This is a genomic window from Halobacillus sp. ACCC02827 (genome assembly GCF_030291935.1).
GTDB lineage: Bacteria > Bacillota > Bacilli > Bacillales > Halobacillaceae > Halobacillus.
On the sequence record NZ_CP128168.1, the window covers coordinates 1,996,356 to 2,017,045 of the forward strand.

26 protein-coding genes and 1 riboswitch are annotated in these 20,690 nt (G+C 44.2%); of the genes, 8 read left to right on the top strand and 18 right to left on the bottom strand.

All coding sequences use genetic code 11. The features are described 5' to 3' along the window. Nucleotides 1-12: 12 nt before the first annotated feature. The 9 genes from QRD89_RS10655 to QRD89_RS10695 form a co-directional block, all read right to left on the bottom strand. A complete protein-coding gene (locus tag QRD89_RS10655) occupies nt 13-396 on the bottom strand; it encodes an S-Ena type endospore appendage (RefSeq protein WP_286095225.1) in 384 nt (127 codons plus the stop codon). Nucleotides 397-607: 211 nt separating this feature from the next. Continuing rightward, nucleotides 608-1,906, bottom strand: coding sequence for a TRAP transporter large permease (locus QRD89_RS10660; RefSeq protein WP_035387985.1), 1,299 nt, complete (start codon nt 1,904-1,906; stop codon nt 608-610). Next, nucleotides 1,903-2,379, bottom strand: a complete 477-nt coding sequence (locus tag QRD89_RS10665; RefSeq protein WP_008639802.1) for a TRAP transporter small permease — start codon at nt 2,377-2,379, stop codon at nt 1,903-1,905. Before QRD89_RS10665 ends, QRD89_RS10660 begins: the two co-directional genes overlap by 4 nt. 58 nt (nt 2,380-2,437) lie before the next feature. Then, a complete protein-coding gene (locus QRD89_RS10670; RefSeq protein WP_286095226.1) occupies nt 2,438-3,457 on the bottom strand; it encodes a TRAP transporter substrate-binding protein in 1,020 nt (339 codons plus the stop codon). A gap of 27 nt (nt 3,458-3,484) precedes the next feature. Next, entirely contained in the window at nt 3,485-4,138 is a 654-nt protein-coding gene (locus QRD89_RS10675; RefSeq protein ID WP_286095228.1) for a bifunctional 4-hydroxy-2-oxoglutarate aldolase/2-dehydro-3-deoxy-phosphogluconate aldolase, read from the bottom strand. An 11-nt stretch (nt 4,139-4,149) separates the two neighbouring features. After that, nucleotides 4,150-4,692 carry a 6-phospho-3-hexuloisomerase gene (gene hxlB, locus QRD89_RS10680; protein ID WP_286095229.1) on the bottom strand — a complete coding sequence of 181 codons (543 nt, stop codon included), beginning with the start codon at nt 4,690-4,692 and terminating at the stop codon, nt 4,150-4,152. Beyond that, nucleotides 4,673-5,314 (bottom strand): 3-hexulose-6-phosphate synthase, encoded by a 642-nt coding sequence (gene hxlA, locus QRD89_RS10685; RefSeq protein WP_008639797.1) that lies wholly within the window; start codon nt 5,312-5,314, stop codon nt 4,673-4,675. Before hxlA ends, hxlB begins: the two co-directional genes overlap by 20 nt. Nucleotides 5,315-5,322: 8 nt before the next feature. Further along, nucleotides 5,323-6,276, bottom strand: coding sequence for a sugar kinase (locus QRD89_RS10690; RefSeq protein WP_286095230.1), 954 nt, complete (start codon nt 6,274-6,276; stop codon nt 5,323-5,325). Next, a complete protein-coding gene (locus QRD89_RS10695) occupies nt 6,273-7,298 on the bottom strand; it encodes a LacI family DNA-binding transcriptional regulator (protein WP_008639795.1) in 1,026 nt (341 codons plus the stop codon). The genes QRD89_RS10690 and QRD89_RS10695 overlap by 4 nt, the downstream gene beginning before the upstream one ends. A 231-nt stretch (nt 7,299-7,529) precedes the next feature. On the opposite strand from QRD89_RS10695, the gene QRD89_RS10700 reads away from it, so the two are divergent. Both QRD89_RS10700 and QRD89_RS10705 read left to right on the top strand, forming a co-directional pair. Further along, complete coding sequence (locus QRD89_RS10700) at nt 7,530-8,060, top strand: DUF420 domain-containing protein (RefSeq protein WP_026577296.1); 531 nt, start codon at nt 7,530-7,532, stop codon at nt 8,058-8,060. 122 nt (nt 8,061-8,182) lie between these two features. Continuing rightward, a complete protein-coding gene (locus tag QRD89_RS10705) occupies nt 8,183-8,413 on the top strand; it encodes a hypothetical protein (protein WP_026577295.1) in 231 nt (76 codons plus the stop codon). Between the two features lie 42 nt (nt 8,414-8,455). Here the strand turns inward: QRD89_RS10705 and QRD89_RS10710 are convergent, their stop codons facing one another. The 3 genes from QRD89_RS10710 to QRD89_RS10720 are packed head-to-tail and all read right to left on the bottom strand — an operon-like array spanning nt 8,456 to nt 9,903. Next, nucleotides 8,456-8,971: a GNAT family N-acetyltransferase gene (locus QRD89_RS10710; RefSeq protein ID WP_286096879.1), complete on the bottom strand. Its 516-nt coding sequence runs from the start codon at nt 8,969-8,971 to the stop codon at nt 8,456-8,458. A gap of 1 nt (nt 8,972) precedes the next feature. Beyond that, on the bottom strand, nt 8,973-9,452 hold the full coding sequence (locus QRD89_RS10715) for a GNAT family N-acetyltransferase (RefSeq protein WP_286095231.1): 480 nt from the start codon (nt 9,450-9,452) through the stop codon (nt 8,973-8,975). 19 nt (nt 9,453-9,471) lie between these two features. Further along, nucleotides 9,472-9,903 carry a PH domain-containing protein gene (locus tag QRD89_RS10720; RefSeq protein WP_008639781.1) on the bottom strand — a complete coding sequence of 144 codons (432 nt, stop codon included), beginning with the start codon at nt 9,901-9,903 and terminating at the stop codon, nt 9,472-9,474. A 138-nt stretch (nt 9,904-10,041) separates the two neighbouring features. Further along, nucleotides 10,042-10,141, top strand: a riboswitch (TPP riboswitch). A 94-nt stretch (nt 10,142-10,235) separates the two neighbouring features. On the opposite strand from QRD89_RS10720, the gene QRD89_RS10725 reads away from it, so the two are divergent. The 4 genes from QRD89_RS10725 to QRD89_RS10740 are packed head-to-tail and all read left to right on the top strand — an operon-like array spanning nt 10,236 to nt 13,759. Then, the gene (locus tag QRD89_RS10725) at nt 10,236-10,835 is read left to right on the top strand and encodes a YkoF family thiamine/hydroxymethylpyrimidine-binding protein (RefSeq protein WP_008639779.1); all 600 of its coding nucleotides are present in this window, start codon (nt 10,236-10,238) and stop codon (nt 10,833-10,835) included. Continuing rightward, on the top strand, nt 10,832-11,410 hold the full coding sequence (locus tag QRD89_RS10730; RefSeq protein ID WP_008639777.1) for an ECF transporter S component: 579 nt from the start codon (nt 10,832-10,834) through the stop codon (nt 11,408-11,410). Before QRD89_RS10725 ends, QRD89_RS10730 begins: the two co-directional genes overlap by 4 nt. Further along, on the top strand, nt 11,410-13,035 hold the full coding sequence (locus QRD89_RS10735) for an ABC transporter ATP-binding protein (RefSeq protein ID WP_286095232.1): 1,626 nt from the start codon (nt 11,410-11,412) through the stop codon (nt 13,033-13,035). The genes QRD89_RS10730 and QRD89_RS10735 overlap by 1 nt, the downstream gene beginning before the upstream one ends. Further along, nucleotides 13,022-13,759, top strand: coding sequence for an energy-coupling factor transporter transmembrane component T family protein (locus tag QRD89_RS10740; RefSeq protein WP_286095233.1), 738 nt, complete (start codon nt 13,022-13,024; stop codon nt 13,757-13,759). The genes QRD89_RS10735 and QRD89_RS10740 overlap by 14 nt, the downstream gene beginning before the upstream one ends. A gap of 101 nt (nt 13,760-13,860) precedes the next feature. On the opposite strand, the gene QRD89_RS10745 is transcribed toward QRD89_RS10740, so the two are convergent. Further along, nucleotides 13,861-14,586: an alpha/beta family hydrolase gene (locus QRD89_RS10745; RefSeq protein WP_286095234.1), complete on the bottom strand. Its 726-nt coding sequence runs from the start codon at nt 14,584-14,586 to the stop codon at nt 13,861-13,863. A 199-nt stretch (nt 14,587-14,785) separates the two neighbouring features. On the opposite strand from QRD89_RS10745, the gene QRD89_RS10750 reads away from it, so the two are divergent. After that, nucleotides 14,786-15,319, top strand: coding sequence for a peroxiredoxin family protein (locus tag QRD89_RS10750; protein WP_286095235.1), 534 nt, complete (start codon nt 14,786-14,788; stop codon nt 15,317-15,319). Between the two features lie 83 nt (nt 15,320-15,402). Here the strand turns inward: QRD89_RS10750 and QRD89_RS10755 are convergent, their stop codons facing one another. The 4 genes from QRD89_RS10755 to QRD89_RS10770 form a co-directional block, all read right to left on the bottom strand. Then, nucleotides 15,403-16,572, bottom strand: coding sequence for a GTP-binding protein (locus tag QRD89_RS10755; RefSeq protein WP_286095237.1), 1,170 nt, complete (start codon nt 16,570-16,572; stop codon nt 15,403-15,405). 16 nt (nt 16,573-16,588) lie between these two features. Beyond that, nucleotides 16,589-17,725: an FAD/NAD(P)-binding protein gene (locus QRD89_RS10760; protein ID WP_286095238.1), complete on the bottom strand. Its 1,137-nt coding sequence runs from the start codon at nt 17,723-17,725 to the stop codon at nt 16,589-16,591. A 28-nt stretch (nt 17,726-17,753) separates the two neighbouring features. Beyond that, nucleotides 17,754-18,023: a 30S ribosomal protein S14 gene (gene rpsN / locus QRD89_RS10765; protein ID WP_008639759.1), complete on the bottom strand. Its 270-nt coding sequence runs from the start codon at nt 18,021-18,023 to the stop codon at nt 17,754-17,756. A 160-nt stretch (nt 18,024-18,183) separates the two neighbouring features. Continuing rightward, the gene (locus QRD89_RS10770) at nt 18,184-18,732 is read right to left on the bottom strand and encodes a GNAT family N-acetyltransferase (protein WP_286095239.1); all 549 of its coding nucleotides are present in this window, start codon (nt 18,730-18,732) and stop codon (nt 18,184-18,186) included. Nucleotides 18,733-19,010: 278 nt separating this feature from the next. Here QRD89_RS10770 and QRD89_RS10775 point away from each other — a divergent pair, with 278 nt between their 5' ends. Beyond that, nucleotides 19,011-19,406 carry a sporulation protein gene (locus QRD89_RS10775; RefSeq protein ID WP_008639755.1) on the top strand — a complete coding sequence of 132 codons (396 nt, stop codon included), beginning with the start codon at nt 19,011-19,013 and terminating at the stop codon, nt 19,404-19,406. Between the two features lie 35 nt (nt 19,407-19,441). On the opposite strand, the gene QRD89_RS10780 is transcribed toward QRD89_RS10775, so the two are convergent. Beyond that, a complete protein-coding gene (locus QRD89_RS10780) occupies nt 19,442-20,581 on the bottom strand; it encodes an FtsW/RodA/SpoVE family cell cycle protein (protein ID WP_286095240.1) in 1,140 nt (379 codons plus the stop codon). Nucleotides 20,582-20,690 lie beyond the last annotated feature (109 nt).

Consider the following 20,690-nt stretch of genomic DNA (forward strand, 5'->3'; position numbering starts at 1 on the left):
AGCCGGAATTTTTTACACTGCATCACAATTGACTTGATAACGCGGCGTCAAACAAACTAACCCGGAGGAAATATCTCCTTCTTCGCTATCAGGTACAGTGACTTCAATGCGCGTAAAGTTCGTTGCGGTAAAGCTTACACTGCCCCCCGCATATACAATTAAAGACGTGCCTACCTGCGTTCCATCATTATAAAAAGTGACGCTGATAAACTCGGCAGCACCAGAGTCATACGCAACGAAACCGGAACTAAAAACGTTCACTCCACTTGTCACATATATATCTTGGTTGACTCCCTGCGGCATGCTCCATCCTACGCAGACTTTATCCTTAACAAAATCACAAGATACCGTAGTATCCGTATTGAAACAATCAAAACAATCGGAACAACTCGCCATTCTTTTAACCTCCGTTCGCCATAAATAAGAACTACAGTCATATCGTATTAGTTAATATCTGAACCGGAGACGGCCAATGACTCATACAGTATGAATTTATAGGTATTTATAATTTCCTTTTTTAAATGTACATAGTAAAAAATACCGCGACCTCCTCCAAATATGGAAGAATATCGCGGTTTTATAATCCTTACTCTTTTGTTGTCAGTATTTATTGACCGGAGAAGATGTCAGGGCTCATCTTTTCCGGCAGATAAAAGGCGATGTCAGGTAGAAATGCCACGAATAACAACACGACAACCACCACTGCTATATAAGGAATAACTGCTTTGAACGAACGCTCCACAGGCAGCTTTCCGATCTTCGCAGCTAGTAGGAGACATAGTCCGTAAGGCGGGGTAACCAATCCTACAGCAAGCGTCATAACGGTAACGATCCCCAGCAGTACCGGACTTACATCGAAAGTCAATGCCACGGGAAGCAGGACAGGGATAAACAGAATCATGGCAGGTATGGCATCCATAAATGTTCCAACAAATAAAAAGAAAGCGATAACAATTAACAGGAAGACCCACTTGCTGTCAATGTTGTTTGCGAAGAATTGCTCCGCCCAAGTGGACAACTGGTAATAACTCATCAATTCTCCAAGCGCATTTGCAGCTGCTAACGCAAACAAGGAAAGGGAACTTAATGTAAGTGTATCAACAAGAATTTTAGGAAAATCCTTGATTTTCAATGTCTTGTAATAAAACATCCCCACGATAACCGTATAAATAGAGGCGAAAGCTGCTGCTTCTGTAGCTGTAAAGATGCCTGTGATGATCCCTCCAATCAAGATGACAGGAGTCATTAATGCCGGGACCGCATCAAAAAACTGCTTGAAGAAATTTGATATTGAGGCTTTTTGATAGGTCGGGTATCCTTTCTTTAAAGCCAGGAAATAAACAATGACCATCATGGAAATGCCTACGAGGATCCCCGGGATAATGCCCGCCAGGAATAGAGCACCTACAGAAACATTCGTAAGTCCAGCGTATATAATCATAGGAATGCTGGGCGGGATGATAACTCCAATAGTAGAAGAGGCTGCAGTAACTCCGACAGCCGTACCGGTATCATACCCCTGCTTTTTCATATTGGGAATTAAAATTTTCCCAACTCCTGCTGTGTCTGCCTGGGAAGCTCCAGACACCCCGGCGAACAACATAGATACAAGGATGTTGGCATGGGCCAGTCCACCCTTTATATGCCCGACCATGGACAAAGAAAAATCAATGAGTTTCTGGGATATCTTTCCACTGTTCATTAGATTCGCTGCAAGGATGAACAAGGGAACTGCCAGCAGGACAAATGAATCCAAGCCGTTGAACATTTTAACCGGGATGGTGACTTCAGGAATATAAGGGATATTAAATATGCCCACGAGAGCAACGATTCCAATGACGAAAGCGATGGGAATCCCTATGACCATCAATAAAATAAAAATGCCGACTAATAATGGACCGATCATAGTGCTGCCTCCTCTTTGGAGAATTCCTTAATGTTTTTAATAACGTGGCCAAGCGTGTAAACTGCCATCGTAGCTCCCATAACAGGAACGGAAATCCACACATAGCCCATTTTCATAGCCTCTATAGATACCCATTCATAATCCCAGAAGCTGACGGCTGCCTGCCATCCAAAATATACGATAGCTGTACTGAATAATAGAATGATAAGATCATTAATCAAATACAGAACGTTTTTGTATTTCCCTTTTGCTTTCCTTAATAAGAAATCAAACTGAAAATGTTCCCTCCGGTTCACCATGACACCAGCCCCCATGAATACAGACCATATGAAGGAGTACGTAGCGAGCTCTTCGGTCCATATAGCGGAAATGCCCATAAATCGAGTGACTACTTGAATGACAATCGTAACGAAGAAAGTAAGAAGGAACACAACACCGATGGTCAGTTGGACTCTTTCCAGTAGTTTTATCATCTACACTTGGCCTCCCTGATGAAATTAGGAAGCCGGGATCGGCCGGCTCCCTTCCTTTCTATTCCAATTCTTTGATTTGCTTAAGGATATCCTGCGCACCAACTTTATCCGCCGTCTCCTTTTGGATCGGTTCAGCCGCATCCATGAATGGTTGGCGATCAATTTCGTTCACTTCCGCCCCATCTTTTACTGCCTGCTCCTTATACTCTTCTTCCTGGGCATTTACCGCTTCTCTTTCTGCCTTTACGGATGCTTCGGCAGCTTCTAAGACTGCTTTCTTCTGCTCTTCTGAATAGTTATCGAACTTTTTACCGTTAATCAAAAGAAAACGTGTCGTATAGTCATGGGCTGTTTCAGTAATATATTTACCATTATCTACTTTGTGATGATTTTGCTGCACGAAATACGGATAGGAGTTTTCAGCCGCATCCACAACGCCCTGCTGCATTCCCTGGTACAGCTCTCCCCATGCCACAGACGTAGGAACCGCGCCGACCTGTTCCCAATAATCCGCTACTGCACCGGAGGTCTGTGTTCGATATTTCATGCCCTTAATGTCTTCGATTGTTTTAAGAGGTTTCTTTCCATAGTAATGTCGTACACCCGCCGACCAATATCCCAGCAATTTAAAATCATTCTTTGATTTCTCATTGATGATATCGGCCATTTCCTTTCCTATGGAACCGTCAACTACCTTTTCCCAATGGTCATAATTTTTAAATACATAGGGTACTGCAAAAAGGTCAATCTCTTCAATTCCCGTTTTAGACATAAAGCCGGGAGAAACAAGAACGATATCTGCTCCGCCAAGTTTTAATTTCTCCACCAACTCTGATTCACTTGTTCCCAATGTGCCTGCATGAACTTCTACTTCAATTCCCGCGCCTGCACTTTCAGCCGTTTCTTTGAAAGCTTCCATCCCAATTTGATAAGGGTTTTCCGGAGATGTTTGGTTATGAGCGGCTACGATCTTGATGCTTCCTTCTCCGGAAGAATTCTTAGCTTCACCATTGCTGCAGCCTGCTGAGACAAAAGCGATGATTGCAAAAGAACAAAAAGCCATTAGTAATTTCTTCATTAATTGTCCTCCTCCTATTGGATGCGCTTACATAGTAGAAAAAGATAGATTTATTTTTTTCTTCACCATCGAGACATAATCCTCGGTTAACTGTTCCAACAACGTGTAATCTTCGGTCTTTTGATAGGCAGAGGGTCGGACCAACTGGCTTCCAATCCCGACAGCATCCGCGCCGCTTGTCAAATATTCCTCCATATTCCCGAGATGAATCCCCCCTGTAGCCATAACTTTAATGTCAGGGAACGGACCTTTTAGACTTTTAATATATTGCGGGCCCATAACATGCGCTGGAAATACTTTAACCATTGCAACTCCGTACGTTAGCGCCTGGCTGATTTCCGTTGGAGTGAGGACTCCCGGAACACATAGTTTCCGGTATCGGTGGGTAAGCTTTATTGTGTCGATGTTCAATCCCGGAGATACGATGAATTCTGCTCCTGAAGCAATCATTTCCTTCGCCGTTTCTGGATCAAGCACCGTACCAGCACCAACCAGCATCCTAGTTCCGAACTCTTTCTTCACATCAGCTATCATGGCTGCCGCTCCAGGTGTCTCTGCCGTAATCTCCACTGCTTTTATACCACCTCCAAGCAAGGCTTCCGTAATGGGAACAATCTTATCTCGTTCTACCCCTCTGATGACAGGAGTCAGGCACAGCTTATTTAAGATCTCTTCCTGCACAGTTTCCCCTCCTATTCTAAATTGGCGTGTCTTGCCGCCATTTCTTCTTGATCGCCACCCACTACCTGTATAACCACAGCATCCAAAAAGAGGTGGACGGATTGATCAAACTGGTTACCAAGAGGCTGAATGGTTTCCGGTTCACCCGCGTTTCTTCTCTTCGTCGCTGCAGGAACAAGAACATATGTATCGCACTTATCCAGAATTGGCGCATCCGAATTCGTAGTAACAACAGCGGTTCTCGCTCCTGCTCCAGCCGCCGTTTCCATATATTGGACAAGACCTGAGGTCGTACCGGAACCAGTTATAGCAATAAGAAGATCCCCTTTTTCGATAGTTGGAGTAATTGTTTCCCCGGTTACATACACTTCAAATCCTCCATGCATAAGCCTCATCGCAAACGCTTTTCCCATCAAACCCGACCGGCCTTCTCCCGTCACGAATATCCGATTTGCTTTGCCTAATTCCGCTGCAAGTTTCAAGGCTTGGTCCTCATTTATCTTACGAAGCACATCCGTGACTTCCTTGGCTACCTCAACAATAATTTCCTTCAACCTTCATCGCCCCCTTTATAGCTTCCGCTTCCGCTTTTGGATTCTCTGCTTTCGTTAGTGCACTGCCCACAATGACGATTTGCGGTTCGTACTCGGACAAGGTCTTTATTTTATCTATGCTTATCCCACCAGCTACCGCTATATCAAAGTCTGGATACTCTTTAACTAACGAAAATAACTCATCCATCTCCGCGCCCTTCTTTTTCTGCATATCTTTTCCATAATGAAGACCAACCAAGTCGACACCAAGGTTCGACAGCTCTTTCAGCCTGGTTTCATTTTGAACATTTAACAGGTCGACCATGACTCGCTTTCCGTATATTTCTGCCATTAGAAGAGAATCCTTAATTGTTTGATCCGCAGAAAAGGCCATAACCGTAGTGACATCTGCACCTGCCCTGAAAGCTTGTTCCGACTCGTGCTTGCCGGCATCACATGTTTTCATATCTGCAACCAAAGTCGATTCAGGATACGCGGCTTTTAATTCAGCGAGAAAAGAAACACCGTACTCTTTAATGACACCTGTCCCGACTTCAATCCAGTCCACGTATGCCTTCGTTTCTTCGATAAGATCGATGCAATTTTCTTTGGTCATTCTATCCAATGCAAGCTGTAACTTCATAAGCTCCCCTACCTCTCTATCATTTCTTTCTCTCCAAGCTGAACAAATACATCTTCCAATTCAGGCAGTCCTTCATTATCCCCGTGTACACTTACCACCATGGATCCAATGGTATTAGCAAATGCTAACGTTCGGTCCAAGGACCATCCTTGAAGCAGACCATAAATGAAGCCGGCATCAAATCCATCCCCGGCGCCTACCGTATCAACCACTTTGGCTGGAGGTACGGCAGGCATAGTAGCGGATTGATTATCTTTAAACGCATAAGCACCTAAATCTCCGTGTTTTACAGCCACAGTAGTTATTCCATAAGCGGTACACGCAGCGGCAATATCACGTGGGTCCGTCACTCCAAATAACAGTTCCGCCTCTTCGACACCGGTAAGCATGATATCTACATAAGGCAGCAACTCCTTTAAGGACTCTTTTGCTTCTTCTCTGCTCCATAGCTTCAAACGGATATTCGGGTCGAAGGAAATTAATGCCCCATGATCTTTGGCATATGTAATCACCCGCTTCAACAATCTTATGTTTTTTGCCGGGTTGATCGCAGCAAATACTCCTGTTATGTGGAGCACCTTCGTATCGCGGATGAAATCCATATTGAACGTCTGTTCTGTGAGTGTCTGTGTAGGGGAATCACTCCTGTAATAGAACGTGCTGCCACTTCCATCCTCTTTGATCTCCTTGAAATTAATGGAGGTAGGGTGTCCGTCCACAAGCTTCACTTCTGATACGTCAATTCCTTCCCCTCTTGCAAAATTGCGAATATACTTTCCGAATTCATCCTTTCCAAGTCGGCTGATCCAAGCAGTTTCAAGCCCAAGTCTTGCGCAGCCAATGGCGAAGTTAAACTCAGCGCCCCCTGCTTTACGCTCAAACGTATGAACATTCCTCAGCGGTCCTTTTTTCAAAGGGTCAAATGTAATCATTGCATCTCCTATCGTCGCAACATCTTTCATTTCCCATCACCATCTCCTTTCCCCTTCTTTAGAGAGTCTCGGATCATCAAAGTCGGCTGGAACCGAAGATCAGACTCCCGTATCTCTTTTTTAGTAATTTGATTGAGAAGCAGTTCCGCGGCCTTTTTCCCCATTTTAAAAGTTGGTTGAGCAACGGTGGTAATGGCCGGAGAGTAAAATCCTGCGAAGGAAACATCGTCAATTCCTATCAACGCCAATTCATCCGGTATAACCACATTCTTCCTTTTGGCATATTTCAAAATTTCGATCAAAACGAGGTCGTTACCGGCCAGGAGAGCATCCGGAGGTGTATCCAATCTCAACAGCTCTTCCAATTGGTCTGTCAGGCCCTGAGGTTCAGCGCTGACAATATAATCTTCTGAAACCGCGATGCCATGGTTACTCATCGCTTCTTTGTAACCTTCGATTCTATCTATCCTAGTAGAAATATGCTCAAGGATGGATGTCGTAATAACAGCGATCCGCTCATACCCTTCTTCTACTAGGTGGTCGACCGCAAGTTTGGATGCTTTTCGATTATCAAGCGATACGGTCGGAATGTGGACGTCGGTTATCGTGCGGTCGAGAAACACGACAGGGTACGAAGCGTCCTTCATTTGTCTATACAAGCTAAGATTGTTCCCTGTAGGGAAAATGATCAGCCCATCCACCTGCTTCGCCCGCAGCATTTCAATATAATGTCTTTCTTTGACAGGATCATCATCTGCGTTACAAATAATCGTATGGAAATCTTCCCCGTGGCAATAGTCTTCGATCGCTCTTGTTACTTCTGTAGTAAATGTGTGCAGGATATTCGCTACAATGACACCTATTGTCTTTGTGGATTTCTGCTTTAAACTCCGCGCTACGATATTAGGCTGGTAACCAAGCTCCTGAATCGAAGCTTCAATTCTTTCCTTTGTCTTTTCCCCCATGTACGTGTAGCGTTTATTCAAATATTGAGAAACCGTGCTCTTCGATACATCTGCATGCTTTGCCACATCGGCTATTGTCACTGTCATTTTATACATCGACTCTTTCTTTTAAGTTTAATAAATCGGTTTAGTAAATCGGTTTAGTGATAGTATAATGCCTTTGTAAGCGTTTTACAATCATTATTTTCAGAAATTTCTACACAGAGAACCCATAAAGTTACTATTTTTGTCACGACAGCTGTATCTTCATTAGTGAATTTCTCGGTTTTTTTTAATATACTTAGATTGGACAACTTAAAGAGAGATGGTGAATTTCACATGGAGATTAAAAAAGATTTCAATTACGTCCCTTGGGTCGTGGGGCTTTCAATTGTCATTAACGCCATTGTTGTGGCACTATTATTTGTACCTGAAATAGAAGGCGATACAGGTTTTGATATTACACTGCTTCCTCTATTAAATGCAGTTTTTAATTCCTTTACGTTCGTTTTTCTATTGGCAGCGTTGTTTATGATTATTCGAAAGAATATTAAATGGCATAAACGGTTCATTTTCGCCGCTTTCACAACAACAGCATTGTTCTTAATTTCTTACCTGACCTACCATTCGATGGCTGAGTCTACTCATTTTGGTGGGGAAGGAATAATCGTACCTATCTATTACTTCATCCTGATCACCCATATCGTTCTTGCAGCGCTGATCGTACCATTAGCACTTGTTACACTATTCCGGGGGCTTTCCATGCGCGTCGACAAACACAGGAAGATTGCCCGCTGGACGATGCCCCTCTGGCTCTATGTCAGCCTGACAGGCGTCATTGTTTACCTAATGATCTCCCCATATTATTAAACGCAAAAAAGATCCAGGAACCTGCAGGTTCCTGGATCTTTTTATGGGTAGGTTTGAGAAAAATTATATCGGGAAAGTATAAGAGTAGTTACATCTATTCTTTTCGTTGTAAGGAGCATTCCATGGATATTTTGAAACATATGTTGGAAGAAGGCTATGGTTCCGCCAGGTTTTCCTCTGTCAGCGGGAAAGAATTCCACGTTGACCTCCATGACTTGATAAGCAGTAAGGAGCTCTTTGATAAGATGGAGATTATTCCACGGGCAATTGAGTATTTCCCCTTTGAAAGAGTCCCATATATCGCCCTCAATGACGGGGAACAATCCTACAAAATTAAACTTATTAAATTATAACCATATAAGAAAGCAGACCTTATTCACCGGCCTGCTTTCTTTTTATTTTCTGCTTATCCAAAACCGCTTGACTACGTTGCCGTCCTCTTCCACGAAGTCTTGGTCTTCCTTCCCCCCATTTTTCAAAATAGCTTTCCAGGACCCTGTATTCCACTGATCACATACGACAAGGACATCCGTTATCTTCATTTCCCAGGCTTTCTCCAATGAAAGGCGCAGTAATGTCGTTGCATAACCATTCCTTCTTTCCGAAGGTCGGATACCATATCCTATATGACCGCCTTCTTTTCTCAGACGATCTGTCAATTTGTGGCGTATGTTGGTAACACCGATTATTCGTTCTTGTTTATCCATCATCCAATAGGTGGTGTCCGGTACCCACCCGGGAGGAAGATAGACTCCTCGTTCATTATTTTCCAGGAATTCTATCATCTCGTCAAAAGCATACGGATCTTTCTCTATGACCCATGGTATCATCGTTTCTCCACTTTCCAGCCATTCCTTATAATAATTTATGTAAGCATCCTTCCACTTCAAGGCAGGCTTCACCAGAGTCATTTCACTCACCTTCCCCATCTCCTTTCACCAAAACGATTTCATCCAAAATTGGTATCCCTGTAGAAGAAAAGCGGGGGATGGATGGTTTTACTAATCTCGCTTTTTCAACCGCTCCTCTAACGACGGACTTCAATCGGAAGCCTCTGCGCTGATAGAAACGGATAGCATGAATATTTTCATTCGTCGTGATTACCTTAATCCTTCGACCATCTGCTACACTCTCGACTCTATCAATCAGAAGAGAACCTATCCCTCTTCCTTCCCTCAACCTGTCCAGAGATACGATTTCCACTTCCTCCTCACTCTCCACGTATGTGATGAGACCGATAATTTCTGCTTTTTCCCCCACATATGTGAACCCATCTAACTTCCTGCAATCGTAGATCCCGCTTGATACGATCATATATGGACTGTCCCAGTTATCCTTAAAAAAGGAATCCCACTTTCCCTTAGCTGTCTCCTGTTTTTTGTATATATTCATGAAAGTGCTCCGTACTTTCTCATCTACTCCCAATCTCCTTCAGAAACAGCGATTTATTTTTCGGGGATACTTTAATGGACTCCGCTGTTCCATAGTGAATTTCCAGGCGGTCAAAGGAAAGGGCAGGTGCCTGAAGTATATCCTTCACTTCCTCCACTCTCCTGATTTGGTCAAGCGGTACACGCTTCCGGAAAGGACCGTAGACGATTTTCAACTCCTCGTGATCGATGATATATCGTGTCCCAAAATATATCCAGCCGACGAGCGCACTTATAACAACTGCAAAGATCACCTTGGCAATGTAAGAATTCGAAAGGCCGGGAATCATAAATACCCCCCACTCCAGTCCGCCTATCGCATCAATAAGTACCACTCCCATTACCAGAACCAAGAAGACGGATAACCACTTGCTTTTCTTTGACGTGAATCGAAGGGATTGCTGATTGCTCATACCATCTCTCCTTTATGGAAATTTTATACTACTACATTCTACGACCGGACCCCTGCATACGTTTCAAGAAAAACAACCATTTACAAAAATTAAAATATTCGCTAAGATGAAGGCATCCAAGACAACTGCATAACATGGAACTTGCACTGGGGGAGCTGCATTTGCGGCTGAGAGGTTTATCCGACCCTTAGCACCCGAACTAGATAATACTAGCGTGGGGAAGTGCAGCCTGACTCTCGCGATCAGACTTCTTTTTTGGCTTTTCTTTTCGATTGTTGGACTGCATTCCCATGGAATGCAGTTTTTTTGTGTTTAAAAAAGGAGGAAATTATATGACTCAAGTATGTGGAAATTCAAAAATTGCCGGCTGCTCTTTTTCTGTCCATCCTATGTGTAATGACTTTCAGGATATGATCATGACAAGCCTTCAACAGACCGACACATCCAAAGTATGGATGAAAACGGATCATGTTACGACGACGGTTCGCGGACGTTTGGAACACGTCTTTGACGTAGCCAAAGCCGTCTTTCACCATACCGCCGTCACAGGGGTTCATGCCGCATTTCAGGGGACGTTTTCCATCGGCTGCCCTGGCGATTCTACTGGTGATGTGTACCTGGATGAAACATCTAACGTGATGAACAGGAATACAGCAGCTGTCAAACAGGCGGTGGCAGCTAAGTTTTCTCTATACCCTTTAGGTGGAGGTAAGTATATGGAAACGATTTACGAAAAGATTGAAAGGATGAGAGAACAAGGCATTTCTGTAACACCTGCCCACTATTCCACCAGGCTGGAGGGGGATATCCACGACATCTTTCACGGTTTGGAAAACGTGTTTAAGGAAACAGAAGCCGGTGGATCCTCCCACACCGTGATGACTGTGAGCATTTCTGCAAACAGCCCATCTAAAAAGGAGGAGGAGGAATGAAGAACTGGAAATTAAAAGAAATCGTCGTCATGTCTGTTCTTGCCGTCGTATTCGCTGTTGTTTACTTAGCTTTTCTACCTGTAGGCAAAGTTCTGTCCGGATTAATGGGTCCGATTGGATATGACTTCATATATGGAATATGGTTCATTGTCTCCATTATCGCCGCCTACATACTAAGGAAACCAGGCGCTGCATTCTTATCGGAAACCATTGCCGCCACTGTGGAAATGCTGCTCGGGAATGCGTCCGGACCGATGCTCATTTTGACAGGCGTCATTCAAGGACTTGGGGCAGAGACCGCCTTCGCCATCACCCGTTATAAGAGTTACCAACTCCTTACACTTATGCTCTCCGGTATGATGGCTGCCGTGTTCAGCTTTTTCTGGGAATATTTCCGCCTGGGGTACAGCGCCTTAAGTACGGATTACGTAGCAGCTATGTTCATCATTAGACTTCTAAGTGGAGCTCTCATCTCCGGGCTGGCAGGAAAAGCAATTGCCGATGCCCTTGCCAAAACAGGAGTGCTGTCAGGATTTGCTCTGGGTAAAGAACGTCGTAGGAAGCGGGCGGCATAATGAAAATGATTTTTGAAGTTGACCATTTATCGTTGACTTATGACCAACACCCGCAGCCGGTACTTAAGGATATAAATTTAAATGTCGCACAAGGAGACAGCGTTTTGGTACTTGGTCCAAGTGGCTCGGGAAAAAGTTCCCTGGTGCATTGCCTGACGGGGCTTTACCCTGAAGAACTTGACGGCACCATGACCGGTACCGTCAAGATAGCAGGAAAAGATGCGTGCACCTATAAACCGGGAGAAGCAGCAAAAAAAGTAGGCGTCGTATTTCAGGATCCTGAAACGCAGTTTTGTATGCTTACAGTAGAGGAGGAAGTAGCTTTTGGTCTTGAGAATTTGGCCGTACCTCCTTCGCAAATGCAGGATCTTATCGAACAGGCGCTCTCCTGGGTTGGTCTGGAACAATACAAGAAAGAAAAAATCCACGTCCTTTCCGGCGGCCAAAAGCAGAAACTGGCTCTTGCCTGTACACTCGTAATGGAGCCGGATGTGCTGATATTAGATGAACCAACAGCGAATCTGGACCCGGTTTCGGCTAGAGAATTCATCGAGATTCTCTCAGAAATAAAGCGTAAGCGTAAACTGACTTTAGTAGTCATCGAACACCGGTTGGAAGGCTGGCTTTCTCTTCTTACACGCGTAATCGTCCTTGAGAAAGATGGACATATGTTTAGTGAGGGACCACTTCTGGAAAATTTGAAAACCTATGGGCCTACCTTGATGAAAGAAGGCGTCTGGCTCCCCTACTCTGCCCGCACTGCCATGGCTCTTGGATGGAAGGGAAAGCTACCGCTGAGCATAGGTGAGTATGTATCGCTGCCAATTCCTTTACCAGCTCCCGAAATAAAAAAGCCGGCGACTGAGGGAACGCTATTGTCAGCAAATAACGTGGCATGGAAAGAAGTCCTTCATAATATCCATTTGGATATCCATCCTGAGGAATGGGTGGCCGTCGTTGGAGCGAACGGAAGTGGAAAAAGCAGTCTTTCCAAGCTTTTAGCGGGTATTATAAAGCCGTCCAACGGAGATGTTGCTTTCCAAGGAAGATCGATCACACGCTGGAAAGAGAAGCTTCTTCGCCGCGAAATCGGTTATGTTTTTCAAAATCCCGAACACCAATTCATAACAGATTCTGTATTTGAGGAAGTGTCCTACAGTTTGAAAGAGCGAGAAATGGATGAACAAGAGACGAAGGAAATAGTCCGGAAGACGCTTCGACTCTGTCAATTGGAAGGCTTGGAACATTCTCATCCATTCCTTTTGAGTCAAGGACAGAAACGGAGACTCAGTGTCGCCACCATGCTCGTTTTGGATGTCAATCTACTTATTCTGGACGAGCCGACATTCGGTCAGGATGCTGGTTCTACCGAAAGTCTTATGCAGATCCTGAAAGAAAAACACGACCAGGGCACCTCCATCATCATGATCACTCATGACATGGAGCTTGTCGACCGTTTTGCAACAAGGACAATCGTTATCCAGGAAGGCGGTATTCAATGGGACGGACCTACGGAAGAACTATGGGAAATAGAATCATTGGAAGATTACCATTTGGAAACACCCCCGAGGCTGCAACTGACATCCTCAAGGGACGCAAAGGAGCGGACTCATGTCTTTTCATAACGTTAACCCGACAGTGAAAGCATTGACGATCCTCGCCGTTGTCTTCGTGCTGGCTTTACGATACGATCCTGTCACCCCGGCGGTTTTCTCTGCTGCAACAATTGCCGTCACTTTTTTGTTCGGAAATGTAAATAAGAAGTTGTATGTGATCTATTTAATGATATTTTCCATCTTCTCCTTTGGGATGTTATGGACAACCATCGCATTCGCGGACGTTCCTGCAGATGCTAAGGAAACGGTTTCCTTGTTCGGATGGGTCGTCCCAAAAGAAGATTGGCTGATGGCATTATCTTTATCCTTCCGCATCATCGCATTTGCATCGCTTTCCTTATTGTTTGTCTTTACGACAAATATGGTGGAGTTTTTATTAAGCTTGATGCAGCAGCTTCGGCTGCCACCAAAACTCGCCTATGGCATTTTGGCAGGCTACCGCTTTCTTCCCATGATGAAGGACGAATTCCAACAAATCCGTGCAGCCCACCGGATCCGGGGCATCGAATACGCTTCCAGCCTGCAAGGAAGATGGATGCAATACCAGCGTTATCTCATACCTCTACTAGCAGGAGCCATCCGAAAGGCAGAACGTACGGCTGTCGCAATGGAATCCAAAGGGTTTACAGGTAGTTGGAATCGTACCTTTTACAGACCCATGACTATCCGTAAGAAAGATTGGATGTTTCCGCTCCTCATGACGGCCATCCTTATGGGATCGATCCTCATATAGGTAAATGATCATTCCCACTCCTAAAGAAAATCCGAACGACCAATTCAGGTCTGTTCGGATTTTCTTTAGTGTTATATTGCCTGGTTGGGACATGCATTTGCTTACTCTTCCATGTCCTGTATCCAGTCCGTCATATCGTTTATAATGATGTCCTGCTGCTCCCATACGGTTATTTCAGCTTCCTTATCTCCTTTTTGAGGACCGTAAACACCAAACTGACCGTGATTACCACCAGGTATTTCCTTCCAAGTCGTCTGATTGGAAAGCAGCTTTTTTGTCTCTTCGACCTTATCAAGCGTCGTCAGTCCATCCTTCTCCCCGTATATCGAAAGGATGGGAAAGTCAGTTCCGGACAAATCATCTCCGGCAGGGTAGGAGGCCAGTAAAATTAACCCGTCGACCTCATTCATATTCCTGGAGGCAAAAGATGCAGCTGCGACCCCTCCAAGGGAATGACCGCCAACATACCAGTGCTTAACATTCGGATAGTCATCGATCAATTGTTCTGCTTTATCGCTGTCCAACATGGCAAGATTAAGGGTGACTTCAGGAATTCCTGTTACATATCCATCATCTGCTAAATTTTCGGCAATATAGCTGTATGCTTCCGGCTCTACTTTCGCTCCTGGATAAAGGACGATTCCTCCTTTGACGGCACCTTGCGGAATGTAAGTGATCCACCCATCTATACGGGACGGAATTTCCGTCCTTTCTTCCAATTCCGGAGATGCTTTATATGTCTGCTGTGTCCAAATCAGAAAAGCTGCTACTCCAGCTGCAGCTAAGACAAGAAGACTAATACCAATATATTTCCACCTTTTCTTCATATACCCTCCACCTTCATCTATACCTTGGATTAATAGAATGATTCTATAAGATATAGATGGAGATTGTCCAGTTGGAAGATGGTTTGATATTAACCCCAATTGGTTATGCTTATGGATGATCCATTATTTTAAGAACCACTGAACAAGGAGCCGCATACGTTTGGTAAGAGATGCAATGAATCATAAAGGAGGTCACCATATGGCTGATATCACCCTTGGAGATCCTGCTCCAAATTTCTACCTTCCCTCTGTAGATGGAAGTAATTTTCTTTTTGAAACACAGCGGAAACACTATGAAGAATCGTGGCATCTCATTGTTTTCTTTCGCGGGTCCTGGTGCCCTGTGTGTATAGAAACCCTTAAGGAACTGGAAGTGTACCATGCAGAGCTTCATAAGAACGATATACAAGTAACTGCCATAAGCGCAGAGCCTTTGAATAAATTGAAAAGAATGAAGGAAAAAGAGAACCTGACATTCCCTGTTCTATCCGATGAATTCTTTTCCGTTCTCGACGCTTTCGGTGTCTACATTCATAAGACAGGAGCCCCCTATGAAGATCACGGCGCGCATGGCGAACCAGCATACTTTCTTTTCAATAAAGGCGGGACGCTTATGTACCAGCAGAAACAGACAGGTCCATTCGGGCGCCCTTCTCCAGAAGCAATCTTACAGACCGCTGCATTGATCCGAAGTCATATGAAGACTACGCCTCAAAAAGAAGAAAGTGGATAATTAAGAAATCAACTTCAGAAGCTTTCTGAACACGGAATGAATTAAGCATGTGAATGGTCCAAAAAGAATGCCCATTTTCTGTGCTATTGGTAGGAAGGAAGAGTATCTGGAAAGGACCTCCAATCCATCTGCATCTCTTCCTCACTCAGCAGACATCCATCCAGTTCCTTTTGAATGGTTTCCTTGTCCATATTTGCACCAATGAATACCAGCTCCGTCAATCGATCCCCATGCATATTGTCCCACTCATCATAGAGAGCCGGATCTTCTTCCAACAAAGCAGACTGCTCCTCTGCGGGGTAGGACGCTATCCAGGAACCTGCCTTCTGGATGGATAAGGACGGGCCGGCCTGGGAAAGCAGACCAATGGCTTCATTCCTGGAAGCAAGCCAGAAAAAACCTTTAGAACGGATGACTGTATCCGGCCATTTCTCGAGCCATTGATGGAACCTTTCCGGATGGAAGGGTCTTTTCCTTTTATAAAGAAACGATGCGATTCCGTATTCCTCCGTTTCCGGCACGTGTACTTCATTCAATTCTTTGATCCAGCCTGCAGACTGACTGGCCTGCTCCCAATCAAATGAATAAGTACCCCACACTTCTTTTACATCCAGTTTCCCAAAGGATGTTTCGACAATTTTGGCATCCGGGTTCAATCGACGCAACACGGCAGAAAGATACTCCCTGTCTTCATCCCTAACAAGATCCACTTTATTGACGACGATTACGTTGGCAAACTCGACTTGGTCTATTAGTAAATCGATTACTTCCCGCTCATCCTCCTGACCTGACCCTTCCCCTCTGTCTATCAGTGACTCGCCAGATTGATAATCATGCCAGAAGCGATAGGCATCAACAACTGTGACCATCGTATCCAGTCTGCAGATAGAATTCAAATCAATTCCAGTTTCCTCATCTTTATAAGTGAATGTCTGTGCGACGGGGATAGGTTCGGAAATTCCTGTCGATTCAATGATAATATAATCAATATCCAATTTAGTTAATTTTTCCACTTCTATAATAAGATCTTCTCTTAATGTGCAGCAGATGCACCCATTTTGAAGTTCCACCAATTTTTCCTGCGTGCGCTTAAACGCCCCGTGTTTAATCAAAGAAGCATCTATATTCACTTCACTCATATCATTCACGATAACGGCTGCTTTGACCCCTTCTTTATTATGCAGAATATGGTTTAAAACTGTAGTTTTACCCGAACCTAAGAATCCGCTTAATACCGTAACAGGTACTCTCATTCATCCTTTTCCTTTCTTATAAAACAGAGATGCGCTCTGCCACTTTTCTTGCACCTGCAATATTCCTTGCAGCTGGACCAATTTCAAGCTCAGCTAACGGACCTGTGACAAAAAGGCCCGATGCCCACGCCAGATTTTTATCGGGTATTGGAAACCCACACGGGGCACAAGGCAGGTCGGCTTGGCATATGGTCTCTTTTAACCAGAGAGGAAGCTTCTGCTCTGATCCAGTAGCAAAAATGCATTCGTTCACTTCGATCGTACAACAGTCCAAGGACAGCTGGATTTCCATCCCTTTATCCTCTACTTTCTCTATTTCACCTGTGTGAACAGTCAGCATCTTCTTTTTTTCCAACCTGTCAGCCTTTATGTGAAGATCCCTTGTTATCGACCCTTTATTACGGGCATGACGGATCATATCTCTTCGCTTTATATAGCAGGTGGTTTCATTAAATTTATTTAAATATTTTGGACCTAACCATCCAGGATCACTGTCAAAGTCCTTGATTCTGAACGGGTGACGTTTGATAAGATGGACCGGCTTCTCTGAAGTCTCAGCAAGCGATGCCGCCAAATGAACGGCTGACATTCCACCACCAATCACCGCCACTTCCCCTTCCTTTTGAAACGTATCGTGGGAAAAGACGTGGACAGGCTTTCTTTTCAACCCCTCCGCCCAGGCAGGTATAGATGGATACTCCGTCGCACCAACAGCAAGAACGACATTTTCAGCTATCATCTCTTCCCCGTCGTCAAGCTGGATCTTCCAAACATCGTTCAGCTTCCAGAGACCTCTTACTTTCCCTTTTTTCCAACACGACTTAAGATCAACAGCATGAAACATATCTTCACAGTGATTATTAAACATTTTAAGCATCGGACGGTCATATCGACCGACAAACCCTTTCGTATATTCCTTCTGCTTCTTGTATTTTCTCAAGCTGTAAGGATCGGGATGAAGATGATGAACGGAAGAGGACCGAAGATATTTCATCCCCACTTTAGAAGTTAATGTTTTCCATTTTTCCATTGGATGATCATGCGGGTCGATAATTACTACATCTTCCTTTCGCGTTTTCTCCTGAATTAAAAGCCTTGTGGCAACGCTGCAACCGTGTACCCCTCCCCCAATAATCACCCACTCAAACATCATTTTCACCTCTTATTCCTCTGTTTTGAGATTACCAGCTTGATTTCTTCACGCCGGGAATCTGGCCTTTATGGGCATAATCTCTAAACGTGATACGTGACATTTTGAATTTTCGCATATATCCGCGGGGCCTTCCTGTGACTGCACACCTTCCAGTCAACCTTGTAGGAGAAGAATCCCTCGGCAGTTTACGAAGGGCCTCATAGTCACCCCTTTCCTTTAGTTCTCTTCTCAAGCTCGCATACTTCGCGACTAATTCCTGACGTTTTCTTTCCTTGGCAATCTTCGATTTTTTAGCCATCCTGTATCTCTCCCTAAAAAGTAATGATTACGATTTAAAAAACGTTAAAAAAACACCCTCGAGGATGTTTTTTAGTAACGATTACGATTTACATGATATCGTATCGTTCCAATCTTGTAAAGTTTCTTTCCTCTCATGAAGAATACCGTCCTCTCCAACACTACGAAGACAGATCGTATTCCTCACTTAATAGCGAGTGAATGAAAGCGTCGTGACTCTGATCTTCACGGACTAAATAGTTCCGCAGCGTCCCTTCTTTCTTAAATCCGAACTTCTCCAACATACGGTTGGAAGGAATATTATCAGGAAAAGTGACAGCCCCGAGCCTACGTATCTTCAGCTCAAGAAAGGAAAAACGGATAATCTCTTTTACTGCTTCAGATCCCAATCCGAGACGCCAAAAGTCAGGATGAATCTCATAACCGATCTCCGCCCTCATGGCTCTTGGATTCCAATTGTTGAGACCAACTGTACCTATAAATCTTGACTCGTTCTTCACTGTAAGGCCCCAGCGGATTCCCCGCTTTTCCTTCCAAGTGGATTGGAAAGACCGGATGATTTCTCTCGCCTGCTCTAGAGTTTTCAATGCATCCATCCCATAATATTTGGTCACTTCTTCTCTGGACATGATGTCTAAATATGCAGCAGAATGCTTTCTTGATACATTAGTAAGTGACAATCTTTCTGTCTCCAAAATGGGAAATTCCATCTCCATCCCTCCTGATAAAATCAACCATACCACACCCTTAGAGAAAAGAATAAAGAAATTTCGAAAAAATGTTGACGAGGAGTGAAGCGTTAGGTAATATATGGCTACAGTCTTTAGAAAAAGAAAGATCATTGATTTTTGTGCAGCGAGGCGAAGGCTCAGTGGGAGCTGTTCGTGATGGATCTGCCTCTTTTTCACAGGAATGGCGATGGACCTTTATTTCTCCGTCGGGAATTATAATTTTGAGCAGCTATCACTTTTGTTCGGAGGTCTTACCTATGATTGCGAAACTACTGAACCTGGTTGGAGTTGGATCCCCAAATGTTGATCTTGTGTTATCGAAAACGAATTTTCACCCTGGGGATACGGTAACCGGTGCATTCCATTTCCGGGGAGGAATTAGTACACAAACTGTGAAACGGCTTGAATGTGATCTGATGAAGAAAGAGCCCGGGGAAAACCCCGTATGGATCCAAGCCGTCACAACCATTTTAATGGCCCGCACGATGGAATCAGGGACCCGTGAAGAGTATCCATTCAGCTTTGAGATACCAGATAACATCGACTGCTCCAATCCGGCTCTGACATATGAACTAAAAACACGTCTTGTTTTTACGAACGATAAGAAAACATCCGATACGGATATGATTCATATCATTCCGAGACACGAATAAAAAAACGCCGTCCCTTTGAGGGCCGGCGTTTTCCGTTATGCGGCTATTTTGTCTTCCTGGTTTTTCTTTACTTTCGATACAGCGTGAATATTGATCAGGATTCCGACAGAAAACATCATCATCAATAATGACGTTCCACCGTAACTCACAAAAGGAAGTGGAACTCCAGTGAGCGGAATCATTCCCGTCAACCCTCCGAGGTTTACAGCTGTTTGTATTCCTATCAGACCCGATATCCCTATTGCCAATAAACGCCCGAACATATCATGGCTCTTCATACTAATGAAAAGTCCCCTGAGTACAATCAAGGCAATCAATCCGAGTACCACAGTTACTCCAATAATGCCAAGTTCTTCTGCCACAACAGCCATGATGAAATCCGTGTGTGCTTCCGGCAGATAACCGAGCTTCTGGACACCTGCTCCGAGACCCGTACCAATCAAACCGCCATTATGTATTGCAAGGTAGGAATTGATCAGTTGATAGCCGGAATCATCAGCGTTTTGAAAGGGCTGATAGGCTCCCTCAAAGCGCGACATCTGCTCTTCACTAAGTCCGAACATATACAAACAGACGGCTGTTACACTAGCAAGTGTCAACAGGAATATAAGGTGGGACCGCTTCAGGCCGCTTGACATAATAACTAGTCCGGATACAGCAAGCGCAATAACGGCTGTCCCTAAGTCAGGCTGTTTAAATATCATACCGATGATGAGCATGGTCATGATGATAGGCGGCAGCAATCCGCGTGCAAAATCTTCAATGTAATCTTTTTTCTTCGTGTAAATAGCTGCAAGGTAGATAATCAATGTCATCTTGGCCAGCTCCGCAGGCTGAAAGCGCCCCAAAAACGGGATCGGCAGCCAGGATTGGGCGTTATTGGAAGTATGCCCGATGGCAAATACAAGCAGCAGAAGCACGATGGTCAATAAAAGCAGTAGTTTGAACAACTTCCTGTAATTCCTGTAAGGAAGGACAATTCCGAGGAACAAAGCGAACAAGCCTAGTATCCACGAAACCACCTGCCTTTTAAAGAAAAAATCAGGGGTTACATCGTACACCATCACACTACTGACCATACTCGCGCTGTACACCATCACTGTACCGAAAGCGGAAAGGGCCAGAACTGCGAATAGGATGGAAAAATCCATGTTTTTTAAAATCTTCAGAATCATTGGTAACCCTCTTTCATCTGTTCCTTCCCTTAAATTATAAGGCTTATCTTCCCGTAAAAAAAGCATTCCTTTCAAATAACTTCGAAAGTAATTATAATGTCATATAGAT